The sequence below is a fragment of the Sphingobacterium sp. Ag1 genome, from assembly GCF_000988325.1.
Taxonomy (GTDB): Bacteria; Bacteroidota; Bacteroidia; order Sphingobacteriales; family Sphingobacteriaceae; genus Sphingobacterium.
Genome location: NZ_LBGU01000024.1, coordinates 1 through 15,456 on the forward strand (window position 1 = coordinate 1; position 15,456 = coordinate 15,456).

The 15,456-nt window shown below is 41.1% G+C and carries 8 protein-coding genes; 3 read left to right on the plus strand and 5 right to left on the minus strand.

Annotated elements, in window-relative coordinates:
* The first annotated feature begins 678 nt into the window (after window positions 1-678).
* Window positions 679-2,085 carry a Gfo/Idh/MocA family protein gene (locus tag AAW12_RS03840; protein WP_197083968.1) on the plus strand — a complete coding sequence of 469 codons (1,407 nt, stop codon included), beginning with the start codon at window positions 679-681 and terminating at the stop codon, window positions 2,083-2,085.
* A gap of 168 nt (window positions 2,086-2,253) precedes the next feature.
* Window positions 2,254-3,192, plus strand: a complete 939-nt coding sequence (locus AAW12_RS03845) for a formylglycine-generating enzyme family protein (protein ID WP_231585197.1) — start codon at window positions 2,254-2,256, stop codon at window positions 3,190-3,192.
* 44 nt (window positions 3,193-3,236) lie between these two features.
* Here the strand turns inward: AAW12_RS03845 and carB are convergent, their stop codons facing one another.
* Entirely contained in the window at window positions 3,237-6,056 is a 2,820-nt protein-coding gene (gene carB / locus AAW12_RS03850) for a carbamoyl-phosphate synthase large subunit (protein WP_046672295.1), read from the minus strand.
* Window positions 6,057-6,410: 354 nt separating this feature from the next.
* Complete coding sequence (locus tag AAW12_RS03855; RefSeq protein ID WP_046672296.1) at window positions 6,411-8,669, minus strand: beta-N-acetylhexosaminidase; 2,259 nt, start codon at window positions 8,667-8,669, stop codon at window positions 6,411-6,413.
* A gap of 149 nt (window positions 8,670-8,818) precedes the next feature.
* On the opposite strand from AAW12_RS03855, the gene lipA reads away from it, so the two are divergent.
* Entirely contained in the window at window positions 8,819-9,700 is an 882-nt protein-coding gene (lipA, locus tag AAW12_RS03860; RefSeq protein WP_046672297.1) for a lipoyl synthase, read from the plus strand.
* Between the two features lie 262 nt (window positions 9,701-9,962).
* Here the strand turns inward: lipA and AAW12_RS03865 are convergent, their stop codons facing one another.
* The 3 genes from AAW12_RS03865 to AAW12_RS03875 all read right to left on the minus strand — a co-directional run bounded on the left by AAW12_RS03865 (window position 9,963) and on the right by AAW12_RS03875 (window position 15,355).
* The gene (locus AAW12_RS03865) at window positions 9,963-12,623 is read right to left on the minus strand and encodes a hypothetical protein (RefSeq protein ID WP_046672298.1); all 2,661 of its coding nucleotides are present in this window, start codon (window positions 12,621-12,623) and stop codon (window positions 9,963-9,965) included.
* Window positions 12,623-13,525, minus strand: a complete 903-nt coding sequence (locus AAW12_RS03870; protein WP_046672299.1) for a GLPGLI family protein — start codon at window positions 13,523-13,525, stop codon at window positions 12,623-12,625. Before AAW12_RS03870 ends, AAW12_RS03865 begins: the two co-directional genes overlap by 1 nt.
* Window positions 13,526-13,720: 195 nt before the next feature.
* Entirely contained in the window at window positions 13,721-15,355 is a 1,635-nt protein-coding gene (locus AAW12_RS03875; protein ID WP_046672300.1) for an amidohydrolase, read from the minus strand.
* Window positions 15,356-15,456: the final 101 nt, after the last annotated feature.

Genomic DNA, 15,456 nt, shown 5'->3' on the forward strand with positions numbered 1-15,456 from the left:
GGCTTCTTTCGTTTAGGTAACTCCCGTACTTCCCTGTACAATGCTATTGCATATCTTCCGTATTTTTTGGTGATCGCAGTACGTTGCTTGAGTTTACTTTCCTTATAGGGTATCCGACTATTGCGAATTATACAGCTAGTGGCTATAGTTCTTGCTATAAAATTCATATATTATACGGTCATTCTACACTATTGTTAAGCTTAATAGGGCAAATATCATTGTATCCACATACTATTTCTCATCTACATATCCCGATCAGGAACCCGATAACATTATACCTCTAGCTAGACCGCTGTGAAGTTACAATTGCTTAGCGATAACAAATGCAGCTCGACATTCATTAGTGATCATTGCTGGAATATACTGTCGCAATTGCCATTATTCTACTCGGAATTTCATTATTAAAAACTCTATGGTTGCAGAATATCGATTGAAAAACAACGAAGATAAAAATTTAAGCAATCGTTTGTGTAGATTAAGCAAACGATTGCTTTCAAGTTTCATTTTTTATTTAGAAAAAAGTGTTATATTATTGTTATAGAGATTAAGTTCTTTAAGTAGAACCAACTATAAATCCGATCCAAAAGGATTTTTCTATTGACTGTTTAGTTTGTTTTAAAATAGGTGATTTTTTAGAGGGACCAATTGGTCCCTTTAAATTTATATGAACTTTAAATTATGGATTCTAGAAGAGATTTTCTTAAAAAAGCCGGAATATTGTCATCGCTGGCTGTTTCACTCCCTACGTTGGTCAATGCCAATGCAGTGGCAGAGTCGTTTAATATGTGTGGCTATGCAGCTCCAAAAATAGATAAGGTCAGGGTAGCGGTAATTGGACTCGGCATGCGCGGTCCTGGTGCTGTTGAACGCTTATCCTTTATTGAGGGATGCGAAATTGTCGCACTTTGTGACAAGCATCCAGACCGGGTGGAGCGCGCAACAAAAATCGTTACATCGAAAGGTCTAGCAGCTCCTAAAGCGTATTCAGGTGAAGATGGCTGGAAATCCTTGTTGAAAGAAGAGAAGCTTGACCTGGTCTATATTTGTACGCCTTGGGATTATCATACTCCGATGAGTATTGCGGCCATGAAAGCGGGTAATCACGTGGCATGTGAAGTCCCGATCGCTTTGGCAATCAAAGATTGTTGGGAGGTGGTAAAAACATCCGAGGCAACTAAAAAGCATTGTATGATGCTGGAGAACTGCTGTTATGATTTCTTCGAAATGCTGACATTGAATATGGTGCGCCAAGGCTTGTTTGGCGAACTCGTTCACGCCGAAGGTGCTTATATTCACGATTTGCTTGATCTTAATTTTGCAAAAAATGGCTATGATAACATGTGGCGCCTAAGAGAAAATATAAAACTAAATGGAAATCTGTACCCTACACATGGACTTGGGCCTGTGGCACAATGCTTAAATATCAATAGAGGGGATAAAATGGATCATCTTGTGGCGATGTCTTCCAATGATTTTATGATGGGAGAAAAAGCGAAAGAGTTAGCCGCTAAGGATTCTTTTTTTCAGGAATTTGTAGGAAAGAAATACCGTGGTAATATGAATACAACGCTTATCCGTACGGCCAAAGGGAAAACGATTATGTTGCAGCATGATGTTACTTCTCCTAGACCTTATTCTAGGCTACATACACTGAGTGGCACCAAAGGGTTTGCACAAAAGTATCCTACGGAGAATATTGCTTTTGGGCATGAATTCATTACAGAACAGAAATTGAAAGAACTGTATGATAAATACACCCCAGAATTGGTAAAATATATTGGTGAACAAGCAAAGCAGGTCGGTGGACACGGTGGGATGGATTTTATGATGGACTGGCGTCTAATTGATTGTTTGCGCAATGGATTACCTTTGGATCAGGATGTCTATGACGCTGCTTCATGGAGCTGTATCGTACCGTTGAGTTTCGAATCTGTCGAAAAGAACTGTAAAACAGTTGATGTACCGGATTTCACAAAAGGTGCATGGAAAAATAATACGCCGGTAGAAATCACGTTAAAAGGTGGCGGAAATACGCCTATCCGTTCGAGATCAGCGAAAAAAGAAAATATACAATTGGGCGTATAGTCCTCCTATATAAAATGACTTATTGAAGGGGAACTTTTTATTGTTCCCCTTTTATGTTTATCTTTAATTATGTTATTCAGTCTGACTCTAATTACCTGTTTATCGTTATTTTCCACCAAGGATACACTTTCCTGTTGTGTTGGGGAAAATATACCTACTCGCGCTGGTATGATAAAATCCCAAATTGCCCAGCTAAAAAGCAAGAATGCGGACACAATGATATTGGTTGAAGGGGGCAAATTTCTAATGGGAAGTTCAAATTTTGAAGATAGTAAGCCCCTACATCAGGTTGAACTAAATTCATTTTATATGGATGAACATGAGGTCACAAATGCACAGTTTGCGCAGTTTGTAAAGGAGACAGGTTATGTAACTGTTGCTGAGCGAGCGCTTGATCCGAAAGATTTTCCGGGAGTGGATCCCAAGATGTTAGTCCCGGGATCGGCTGTGTTCTCTAAGCCCAAAGAACTCAATTCATTAAACAATTACCTGATGTGGTGGGAGTATGTCCCTGGTGCAAACTGGCAACATCCCGAAGGACCCAATAGCTCGATAAAGGACAAAATGAATTATCCCGTTGTTCAGGTTGCCTATGAAGATGCTGCAGCTTATGCGAAATGGGCAGGCAAACGATTGCCTACGGAAGCGGAATGGGAATATGCGGCTAGGGCACGTAATGATGCAAACGACGACTTGTATTATTGGGGAAAGGACTTGAAGCCTAATGGTAAATGGACCGCAAATATTTATCAGGGAAAATTTCCTGTGCAAGATTCAAAGGAAGATGGGTTTGAGGGGGCTGCACCTGTAAAATCATTTCAGGCAAATGCGTTGGGACTGTATGATATGGAAGGGAATGTGTGGGAATGGTGTGCTGATTTTTATAGGCCCGATTACTATCAGCATAGTACAGCCGTGAATCCCAAAGGACCACAGGATTCTTATGATCCGCAGGAGCCAAACCTTGAAAAACGCGTTCAGCGGGGCGGGTCATTTCTTTGCAACGATCAATATTGTGAAAGGTATAAAGCCGGAAGCAGAGGAAAAGGGGAAGTCAACAGTCCTACAAATAATGTTGGATTTCGCTGTGTGAAAGATATCAAATAGAAAAGGCTTGCATTTGCAAGCCTTTTCTATTTGATTGATATGCCTTATTGTGCATTCAAAAACATTGATTTTTGATTGTACAATTCTCTGAAATAAGGATCGTGAAGATCTTTGATAAAGCGAATTGCTTCACCAGTTGATTTCATTTCAGGGCCTAATTGCTTGTCTACTTCAGGGAATTTGTTGAAAGAGAATACAGGTTCTTTAATCGCGTATCCCTGTAATTTACGTTCAATCGTAAAGTCTTTCAACTTATTGACACCCAACATGACTTTAGTTGCGATATTGATGTAAGGAACATCATAAGCTTTAGCGATAAAAGGAACTGTACGTGATGCACGTGGATTAGCCTCGATGACATACACATTCTCACCTTTGACAGCAAACTGAATGTTTAATAAACCTCTTACGTTCAATGCTTTTGCTAGTTTAATAGAGTATTCTTCCATTTTGTCCTGAACAGCTTGTGATAGGCCAAATGGAGGTAATACCGCCGATGAGTCACCAGAGTGGATACCTGCAGGCTCGATGTGTTCCATCATACCAATGATGTGTACATCTTCACCATCACAGATCGAATCTGATTCAGCTTCTTCTGCACGATCCAGGAAGTGGTCAATCAGAATATGGTTTCCAGGAAGGTTTTTCAATAAGTTGACAACAGCTTTTTCTAAATCTTCATCGTTGATAACAATGCTCATGCCTTGTCCGCCCAATACGTAAGAAGGACGCACCAATACTGGATAGCCAACTTCGTTTGCAACTTGTAATGCTTCTTCTGCTGAAGTCGCGACACCGTATCTTGGATATGGAATTTCCAATTCTTTCAATAAATCGGAGAAACGGCCACGGTCTTCTGCCAAGTCCATGTTCTCAAATGAAGTACCGATGATTTTTACGCCAAGTTGCTCTAGACGCTCAGCCATTTTAAGAGCTGTTTGTCCACCCAACTGAACGATAACACCTTCGGGTTTTTCTAATTCGATGATCTCACGTACGTGCTCCCAGAATACGGGCTCGAAGTATAATTTATCAGCCATATTGAAGTCTGTCGATACAGTCTCTGGGTTACAGTTGACCATAATCGCTTCGTAACCACATTCTTTAGCGGCTAATAAACCATGTACACAAGAGTAGTCAAACTCGATACCTTGACCGATACGGTTTGGACCAGAACCTAATACGATGATTTTCTTTCTATCTGAAGAGATGGATTCGTTCTCTTCTTCGAATGTCGAATAGTAATAAGGTGTTTGTGCCGGGAATTCTGCAGCACAAGTATCGACCATTTTGTAAACACGGTTGATCCCTAACTCCTTACGACGATCGTACACTTGATCCTCGGTTACATTTCCTAATAACCATGCAATTTGTACATCTGAATAACCTTTTTGTTTTAAGGTCATGAAGAAGTCGCGCGGGATATTATTCAATTGATAACGACGTAATTCTTGCTCAAGGTGTACCAACTCTTGGATCTGTACCAAGAACCATTTGTCGATACGTGTTGCCTTACGGATCGATTCCAAAGGAACGCCTAATTCGAAAGCATCTTTGATATGGAATAAGCGGTCACCACTTGGATGTTCCAGGCTATCCATGATTTCGTCAAGGTTTCTCCATTGACGACCATCAGCACCTAACCCAGCGCGGCCTGTCTCCAAGGATTGACATGCTTTCTGTAAAGCTTCGATAAATGTACGGCCGATTGCCATAACTTCACCTACCGCTTTCATCTGTAGACCTAATTCTTTGTTTGCTCCTTTGAATTTATCGAAGTTGAAACGAGGGATCTTAACAATCACATAGTCTAATGTTGGTTCAAAATATGCGGATGTTGTCTTTGTGATCTGATTTTGCAATTCATCCAAGTTGTAACCGATCGCCAGTTTAGCTGCAATCTTCGCAATTGGATAACCCGTTGCTTTCGATGCTAAAGCGGAAGAGCGTGATACACGTGGATTGATTTCGATGGCGATGATCTCTTCGTTTTCTGGGTTTACAGAGAACTGAACGTTACAACCACCTGCAAATGTACCAATTGAACGCATCATCAGGATAGCCTGATTACGCATATCTTGATAACATTTGTCTGATAATGTCATGCCTGGTGCAACAGTGATCGAGTCTCCAGTGTGGATACCCATTGGATCAAAGTTTTCAATAGTACAGATGATGATAACATTGTCATTGGTATCGCGAAGTAATTCCAACTCAAATTCTTTCCAGCCCAATACAGCTTGTTCAACCAAAACTTCATGTGTTGGTGATGCATGTAAACCTCTATTTAAGGCTGCGTCAAAATCTTCTTTTCTGTGAACAAATCCACCTCCTGTACCTGCAAGGGTATAAGATGGACGTATAACAAGCGGATAGCCAATCTCTTGTGCCGCTTCTTTACCTTCAAGGAATGAGTTTGCAATTTTGGATGTTGCAACGCCCACACCGATATCAACCATTAATTGACGGAATTCTTCGCGGTTTTCAGTTTTTTCAATGGCAGCAACATCAACACCGATAACTTTTACATTGTATTTTTCCCAAAGGCCTAGGTTGGAAGCTTCGATACATAAGTTCAAAGCCGTTTGGCCACCCATGGTAGGAAGTACAGCGTCAATGTTGTGTTTTTGCAAAATTTCTTCAATACTTTCGCAAGTTAATGGAAGTAAGTAGACATTGTCCGCAACAACTTTGTCCGTCATGATTGTTGCAGGGTTTGAGTTGATGATGGATACTTCAATACCTTCTTCTTTCAATGAAAGGGATGCTTGAGATCCAGAATAATCAAATTCACAAGCTTGACCGATAACGATGGGACCTGATCCGATGATTAAAACCGACTTAATGGAAGTGTTTCTTGGCATTATATCTAGTTCAAAAAATTAAATTTCCTATTGTAAATCTGAGCAAAGACAATCAAAAATAGCTCATGGGGAAGGGTCATTCCGACTGCTTTGTCGGAGTGCAAAGTTACATTTTAAATTTTGAAAATTAAGTATTTATTTTAATAATATTTCAAAATTAAATGCCGTTTGTTGGAAAAGTAGTCCTGAAAAACAAAAACGAGTATAGAACCTTCATGATTTTAGAGCTATTGGTGCCGTGAAATCATGAAGGTTGTTGTTTTCCGATAACAGTGAGTTTTGAACTCATTGATGCTTTAATGAGAAAACACAAATTAATAAAACATGCAGGTTTAGAAAACTGTCCAGATGTGTTTAATAAACGATGATTTCGTCTGTAAACAAGTAACCTTTTTTAGGATTGCTGGCTTTGATCTTTATATAACGCGCCTGCTGTGCTTTGTCAAGTTTGAGTTCAAACCTTTTGAAAGTCAACTTGGACTCTTTATCGGATATATCATTTTTGATTGTTCCTACCGATCTGAAGGTACGGCCATTATCCGAAAGCAGGACTTCCATTTCTCCGGGCATATAAACGCCCGGGCCAATCATCTGCATAAAATTCATGGCTACCTGGTGTATTTCTTCTCTACGTTCCATATCCACGACCACATCAATCGGACTGGTGAATCCTTGCCATTGACCATCGTGATAGGAAAGACCACCCATGATTCCGTTTGTTAAGGTAGAATCTTTTTGTGCTGGATATCCCGACCATGCTGTGTTGTACGTTACTTTTTTTCCGATAGCGCGATGAATGTCAATATCAAAGGATAGGGTTGGACCAATTTTGATAGAATCTAGAAAATAAGCCGCATTGATATGACCTGTTGAGCTGAGTTCAAATGGTGCAGTATAGGGGGTAGACTGGATTGTAGGCTCACTGCCATCAATGGTATATCGGATCTGATCTGTTTTTAGTTGCTCGGTTGTCAGCGTAATTTTATTGTTGTTTTTAGCTGCATTGTATGTTGCTGTATAAGCGACATTAAAGGAAGGACGGTAATAATTGACGTTCAGATCTTGTAAAAGCTTATAATGAGATTGCAGTCTTCGCTGAAAGTCAGTCCAACTTTTCCCATCTTTATTGGTCCAATTGACCTCTGCTAAAGCCAGTGCACGTGGGAATACCATATACTCAAGGTGTTCGGTGGTAGGAACATATTCTGTCCATATATTCGCTTGTGCTCCGAGAATATGCTTGGCTTTATCTCCTTGTATGGCCGCTGGAATAGGATCATATGAATACACCTTATCCAGTGTCAGGTAACCGCCGATGGCCTCAGGCTGTGTCCGAGGGTCTGTCTGATAAGAATCAAAATAGAGGTGTGAACCGGGAGTCATGATGACATCGTGGCCTGCATTTGCGGCCTTTATGCCGCCATCTTCACCGCGCCAGCTCATGACGGTAGCTCCTTCGGTAAGTCCCCCTTGTAGGATTTCGTCCCAACCGATCAGTTTTCTACCCATAGATTGCAGGTATAGATCCATTTGTTTGATGGCATAGCTCTGTAGTTCGTCGACAGATTTCAGGCCTTCTTTCTGCATGAGTACCTGATCTTTTGGACAGGTTTCCCAATGCTTTTTCTCAGCCTCATCACCACCGATATGAATGTACTGGGAAGGGAATATTGTAAGCACTTCATCCAATACATTTTTTAGAAATTCAAAGGTTTTTTCATTGCCGATACAGAATTCTCCTTGACTATAGGGCTTTCCGGAACAGGAGAGTTCGGGATACACGGCCAATACTTCTTCCGAATGTCCGGGCATTTCTATTTCGGGAATAACATTGATTCCTTTGCGGGCTGCATAATCGACCAATTCGCGGGCTTCCTCCTGTGTGTAGAATCCACCGCTGGCATTTGGCGTACCTTTTTCCACATATTGACGACCATTGTTCCACCAATCTTTCCAGCTGGTATGTGTTCGCCAGGCCGCCTTTTGTGTTAATTCCGGGTATTTCTTAATCTCCAATCGCCATCCCGCTCCATCGGTTAAATGCCAATGAAAGTTGTTGAACTTATAGATGGCCATGATGTCGATATACTTCTTTACAAAAGATAGCGGCATAAAATGGCGCGATACATCCAGGTGTAATCCACGATAAGCAAAGCGAGGCTCATCGACTATAGTCGCATAGGCTATTTTACTTGGATCAGCTTGTAGATAGCCTAATTGAACCAGCGTGTAAATTCCATTGATCACCTGAGGTACATTCCAAGCCCTGAGTAGCAGGCCTTTTTCATCGATTTGGATGGAATAGGCGTTTTTACTCAGATTATCTGCATCGACGGCCTTAATAATGCGAAAGCCTTCTTTAGGGCCTTTTTTATTTTTCTTGAGTACTTCGACAGCGAGGCTTTTGATGGCGGGGTGTTCAGTAAGTAACTGTGTCGCCTCCTGAAATTCATCTGAAACAATAACCTGAAGATGTGCAGGGATAGCGTATGTTCCAGTAGCCAAGGTGATTTTCGAAGGTTTGGGTATAATGTCAAAGTTGGTTTGGGCTTGTGCTGTAAAAATGGTTGCACCCCCAAGTAACAACATGGATAAAGATCCGCTCAGTCGCATAGTTTTGTTATTAGATTAATGATAATCAACACAAATATCCTAATTTTTGTTTCATAATTCTATTATTGACGGTAATCGCTCATTTTTTATGATATAAAACCAACAAATTGACGGTTAGAAATTACATTTTTAATCCTTAACTTTGTTGTATGATTGAACTTCCAGTTATTCCGGCAACTCCTGCACAACGCAAGCCTGATTGGTTGCGTGTCAAATTGCCTGTTGGTAAAGAATATAGACATGTCAGAAGTCTTGTAGACGAGCATAAATTACATACAATTTGTGAGAGTGGAAATTGCCCGAATATGGGCGAATGTTGGGGGGCTGGAACAGCAACCTTCATGATTTTAGGAAATATCTGTACACGTTCTTGCTCATTTTGTGCGGTAGCAACAGGCCGTCCGTTGGCGGTGGATCTGGATGAACCTAATCGTGTTGCCAATTCTGTTAAGTTAATGCAGGTAAAACACTGTGTGATCACTTCGGTGGATCGTGATGACCTAAAAGATGGTGGTTCGATAATATGGGCGGAGACAATAAATGCCATCCGTAGGGAAAGTCCTGAAACAACCTTAGAAACACTTTTGCCAGATTTTAAAGGACAATGGGATAATTTGGACCGCGTGATCGCAGTACGTCCCGAGGTTGTTTCGCACAACCTTGAAACTGTACGTCGTTTGACAAGAGAAGTTCGCGTTCAAGCTAAATATGATCGTTCACTTGAGTGCCTGCGTCGAATTTCTGAAGCTGGACTCCGTACAAAATCAGGAATTATGCTTGGTTTAGGTGAAACAGAGGAAGATGTTATCGAGGCAATGCAAGATTTATATAACGTTGGGGTACATATTTTGACACTGGGGCAATATTTACAGCCTACCAAAGCTCACCATCCTGTAATCGAGTGGATTACACCTGCACAATTTGAGAAATATCAAAAAATTGGTTTGGAAATGGGATTCAAGTATGTGGAGTCTGGACCGCTGGTTCGTTCTTCTTACCATGCAGAGAAACATTTATTTGATATGCAATAGAAAACATTTCTAATTTTTTTAACAAAGAATATTTTTCGCAAGATATAAAAAGAAGCCTGGGTGATTTTTTTGCTCAGGCTTCTTTTTTCTATTTTTTTTATGAAACGGTTTACCTCTAGGGGCTGAAAAACTTATTACTCCTGTTCATCATCGATAATCTGCTAAAATAGCAGGATTTCGGTTGGAAGAGATTGGTCTATGGGCGCAACAATAGACGAGCATTGGAAAACGAAATTGTTTCTTTCCGATGGGATCCGATGTCTTATAGGTTGAAAACTGTACGAAGTAAAATTGTTCTCCCGCGAAGTTCAAATTCATTTTGTGAAATCATATTGGCCGTCATCAGGTAGGTGCGATAGTTTTTGATATTGGCCAAATTATTCATTTCCAATTCGATATCCATTTTCCACTTGTTGATCTTATAGCGCGTAAAAAAGTCTATGAAGGTGTAACTTGCATTCTTCATGTTTGTTTGAAAGGTGGCCAGGTTGCGCAGGTTTAGCCGCATAAAGCCATTTTTGAAGGGACTGGCCGGAAAGCCTATATTATGCATCATGGTGGTAGTTTTGTTTTGGATCGCATTGTCAAGGCCCTGTTGTTTGCTCCTGTTCCAATTGAATAGTCCTGAATAGGAAATATTATAAGATTTAAATACCTTAGCTTCAATACTGGGCTGAAATAGATAGCTCGTACTTCGAGTAGGCACTAGCGCATTGTTTAACAATTGATTGTATTTGAAGTAAGAAATGCTTCCTTTTAGTTTGAGGGTACTTGCCAAAGGGAAGATGTATTTATCAAATCCGATCTGAGATGACCATCGATCTTGCAGGTTATCCATATTGACCAATATATTTTCGGTGATGTTATTTTTTATAACGGACGATAACATCGTGTTGGAAAGCGATCTTGTATAGCTAATACCAGCATTTGCAAATAATACTTTTAGGGTGCGGGCCAAAGTATAATTGAGATTAAACGTATGTTTTTTGGATTCATTTAGCGCGGCATTATTTTGGCTAAGCATTCTATAGTTCCGTAATACGGCACCACGGTATATATCTTCAATATTGCCTACATCCTGCGCAAATTGATAGTTAAATTGAAGATAGTCTTCTTGTGAAATCTGCCATCTTGCTTTTAAATTAGGATTGATCAGCATGGAATTTTTGGACGTGGCCAGTTGATGGCTGACATCTTCATAATGCGTAAACAAATAGGTGATCGGGATCTCGAGCTGGGTTTCAAATCGATTTGTTTTCCAGGAATATTGCGGTGTAATAAACGCTTGGGATCTGCTCCAATACAGATTATTACGGGTATTATCGCCCAATGTTCGAACACGTTGCTCATTATCTACTATGGTAAGGAGTGAGGTGAAATGTTGACGATCTGTATTGAAGCCAATTTGATAGTATTGTTTGATTCTGCCTTTATTGAAGCGATAACCTGTACTGATCTCCGTAAAAAACGAAGGAACTTCGATTTGCTGGCGGCTGCTTTTATAGGGAATGCTATCATTGAGTATTTCTGGAAAAACACCGGGATAGATCTGTAATGTCTGCGGTTTAGTGCCATAATTTAAAGACCAGTTGATTGCAATAATGTCATTGTTTTTAAGTTGGGGTATATAGCTGAACAAGTTGCTGAATCCCTTGATGTGGTGTTTTTGGAACTGCTCGATCTGCCCTGAGGAATTTGCCAGCAATGCTGTAATATCTTTTTTTTCATATTCAAATGATAAAGTATTGCTCGCATATTTCTTTTCCGTATTGGTAGATGCCGAAAGTCTGGCTGCGCCAAGCCACCGCGCTGTTTTCATGTGATTTTGCTCATTAAAATAAACGTCACCATCGTCGAGCAGGTATTGCGTGTTTGAGGCATTATTTTGCCGATCGTTGTCGTATAAGACCTGAAGATTGGATTTTAGCTGCCAGAGATTCTTGAGGTTGTATAGGTTATTGGTGTTCAGTGAACCGGTATTGTTGAAGTAATAATTGTTTTTAGGAATATTTGGACTGCCTGTTGTGCTCGTCGCCAGGAGATTGTTGATAGTCGAGCTGCCGAACTTGGCCAGTAAAGAGGATTGATTGGCCCCAATGATATCTCCGGAAAGATCATGACCTGTATTATTCCCGCTGAGAACATTCAGCATCTTTACTTTCTTGTTGAATAGGATGGAATTCAATTCAGGATCATAGAGATTGGGGGTGCCGACGCCAATTTTGGCCTGTCCAGTGAGCTTCAGCTTGGCTTCCTCTTTGATAACGAGATTGATGGCGACGTCGTCTGTAAATCTTTTATTTTTAAGGACCTTATAATGTTCGTGATTGTCGAGCACCTGAATGTCCTTTACCATTTTATGCGGGATTGTCCGTGTACCTACACCATAGCGATTTTCCAACAGATCGTCACCGTCAATGTAAAGTTTAGAAACGGTTTTATCCTGGTATTTTATAAGCCCCGATTCGGTAACTTCCATGCCCGGAAGGCGTTTGATTACGTCGCCTATATTGCGATCCTCCTCTTTGGCAAAAGATCCGACGTCGTAGGAAATCGTATCATTTGAACGGCTCACTTTAGGTTTGCTCTTTACAATGACGTCTTGTAGCAGATTGGTTTTTGGAACGAGTGCGATCCGAAGATTGGATGTCTGTGTGCCAAGTTTGAGTTCAAATTTTTCGTAAGTAAGGTGATTGATCTGCAGGTAAAGGCTCGCATATTCCTTTGTCAATGTGATTGTGAAACGCCCATCTTTATCTGTCGGCTTGAAAGCGATGATTTTACCGTCTGAAAGGATGTTGACACTGGCAAAGGGTACAGGATGCTGTGTCTTATCCACTTGGACCGTTCCACTAATCGTTTGCTGGGCAAAGGTTCTTTGCCCAAGCAAAACGACTATAAATAAACATAGAAATACTTTCATTAAGGCGTCAGCTCTATCGGATTATTGGTAACCTTCGAAGGTTTGTATTTATCGTCTCTTGAAATATTGAAACTTTTTATTTTGGATGGATCCAAAGCACCAATAGGGGAGTTTCCACCTGAATTACCGGATCGAACGGCAACGATGTTTCCGTTTGAGCCTACATTGATGGCTCTATTCTTTCCGGATTGCGCTTGCATGTAGGCTTGAGGATTGGCCTTAAAGGCTTCCTGAATTTTCTTTACTTCATCTGCCGTGCTTGCGATGGTATTTTGTGGCAGTTCGACAAATGTTTTTCCATCTTCAATTTTATCGAATCCGGCGTAAGCGAAAATCACTTCATTTTTTGTGTCCCGTGCGTCAAGGATAAGTCCGGGTAGACCATGGAGTTTCCAGGGGCCATAGGAAAACGGAAGTTCGGTTGTAAACCAGGCGATATAGGTGCGGCCTTTGAATGTTGCCTTCGCATTTTGGCAATTGTAACCACCGATTTCTTTACGATCTCCCAAGATTTCCCAATCCTGTGTGGGATATGGTGAAGTAATGGAGAAATGGTCACTAGCAACGGATATTACCTCTGTTATTTTATTTTGATCGGGGTTGATTAGATAAGATGATGATGAGGGCGAGGAGCGCGTAGTAAGGGTTAGATTGCCGGAAAATGCGGGATCTTCCATCTGTTTTTTGACCTCTTCCTGCATGCGTTTGGATGAATATGACGTATAGTAGCTGGCCTGCTGATTCAGGTAAACCACTGTTTCATCGCGTAAAAATTGGTCCCGTTGGGTACTGTCATTGACATGTTTGAATTCGTAATGTACTTTAGCGATGGCAGGAGTACGCTCTTGTGCAAATAATAGCTGCGTGGCCACAGACAGTAAGATTGATAATGAATATTTCATAAATATATGTTTATATCGTAAATATACGAAATATTCGTAATTGTAAAAATTTATTTGAACTTTTCGTTATTATCCTCCCTAGGGTTGTGCTAATGCATGTTAAGAAAGGTTTGACTCGTTAGCAATACTTTGTTAGCTATCTTGTTTTGTTGGCAGTATAAGTTTATTGGGTATGGCTAGGCCTATCAGTTTTTGTTATCTTTTAAACAGGGTCTCACCTGCAATTACTGTCCGTTCTGTTTTTACATTTCGCAGTTGCTCATTTGGAATTTTCAAGATATCCTGTTCGAGGATAACAAAATCGGCATCTTTTCCCACTTCGATACTTCCTCGTTTTTTCTCCTGAAAACAGGAGTATGCCGCCCAGATCGTCATTCCTTTTAAGGCATCTTCACGGCTTATGGCATCTTGCATCTGAAACCCGTGGTTAGGATAGCCTTTTTTGTCGACACGTGCTACCGCTGCGTGGAAACCGTATAAGGGGTTAAAATGTTCAACCGGAAAGTCACTGCCCAGAGCGAGTTTACCATATTCTGCCAACAGACGCTTATAAGCGTAAGCGCCTTTCATACGTTCTTCACCAAGTCGATCTTTGGCCCAGTACATATCGGAGGTTGCGTGTGTAGGTTGTACAGATGGTATGATTTGATACTTTCGAAACTTGTCAAAATCTGTAGGCGATATAATTTGCGCGTGCTCGATGCGCCATCTGCGGTCGCCATTATTGTGGAGGTATTTGCCATAGATATCCAGAATAATACGATTGGCCGAATCGCCTATTGCATGGGTATTTGCCTGAAACTTACTTTCGGCAATCTGTTTGATCATGGCTTCGTATTCCTGGGGGCTATGGAGGAGAAAGCCGTGGGTGGGGGCATCATGGTAATGTGCGAGGAGGCATGCGCCACGAGATCCCAATGCACCATCGGCGAGCAGTTTAAATCCTTTGATCTCGAAACGGTCCGTTTCATAGAAACCCTGATCGATAAATGACTTTATGTTTTGGGGATTGCCGAGGATCATGGCATAATCTCTAATTTTCAACTGTCCTTCGCGATAGTATTTTTTTAGGAGATCGAGTCTTTCTTTTGATAAACCTGCGTCTACAATAGTGGTTAGACCGACGGAAAGGAGGGAGTCTTGCGTTCGCTTGAGCATTCTTAAATAGTCTTTCTCACTCGGAACCGGGATTGTCTTATTGACAAGATCCATTGCATTGTCGATCAAGAGGCCATTGGGGATATTATTATTCCCGCCGACCACACCGCCACGAATCGTGGGAATACTGGTTAATTTGGCCCATTCTAGCGCTTTGGAGTTGGCTACCGCCGCATGATAATCTACACGCATGAGGTAGACGGGGATATCCGGGAAAGCTTTGTCGAGTAGGTCCTTGGTTGGGAAAGTTTTATCTTTCCAGCGATTTTGGTCCCAGCCACCACCGATCAGCCAAGTTTTGTCCGGATTTTTTTGCTGGTAGTTTTTGACACGTTGAATAACCTCCTCGAAAGAATCGCTACCGTTTAGGTCGACTTGATCCATTAGTTCGGCCTCGTCAAATAAATGCGCATGGGCATCATAGAATCCCGGATAAATGGCCTTTCCCTGCGCATCAATTTTTTCTATTGCTTTGTATTTCCGCTGTATTTCTTCATCGGAACCAATGGCAATAAACTTACCGTCTTTGACCGCAAAAGCATGTGCCATACTAAAAGCCGAATCTACAGTATATACTTGCGCATGATAAACAATGAGGTCCACTTTCGTTTGTGGTGAACATGAAATGATGGTCAAGCAGAACAAAAAAATGATGATTGGGAAGGTTTTCATAACCTAAAAATAGCAAAAAGCTTTGAATAAACGGAACTAGGCTTGGGGCTAGATCTATTGAATATGCGGACTCGGGGTTTTGACTTATCGAATTGCTTTAC

Excerpts from the sequence above, each read along its gene's own strand:
- AAW12_RS03840 (WP_197083968.1), top strand. The coding sequence starts at position 679 with ATGGATTCTAGAAGAGATTTTCTTAAAAAAGCCGGAATATTGTCATCG.
- AAW12_RS03845 (WP_231585197.1), top strand. The coding sequence starts at position 2,254 with ATGATAAAATCCCAAATTGCCCAGCTAAAAAGCAAGAATGCGGACACA.
- carB (WP_046672295.1), bottom strand. The coding sequence starts at position 6,056 with ATGCCAAGAAACACTTCCATTAAGTCGGTTTTAATCATCGGATCAGGT.
- AAW12_RS03855 (WP_046672296.1), bottom strand. The coding sequence starts at position 8,669 with ATGCGACTGAGCGGATCTTTATCCATGTTGTTACTTGGGGGTGCAACC.
- lipA (WP_046672297.1), top strand. The coding sequence starts at position 8,819 with ATGATTGAACTTCCAGTTATTCCGGCAACTCCTGCACAACGCAAGCCT.
- AAW12_RS03865 (WP_046672298.1), bottom strand. The coding sequence starts at position 12,623 with ATGAAAGTATTTCTATGTTTATTTATAGTCGTTTTGCTTGGGCAAAGA.
- AAW12_RS03870 (WP_046672299.1), bottom strand. The coding sequence starts at position 13,525 with ATGAAATATTCATTATCAATCTTACTGTCTGTGGCCACGCAGCTATTA.
- AAW12_RS03875 (WP_046672300.1), bottom strand. The coding sequence starts at position 15,355 with ATGAAAACCTTCCCAATCATCATTTTTTTGTTCTGCTTGACCATCATT.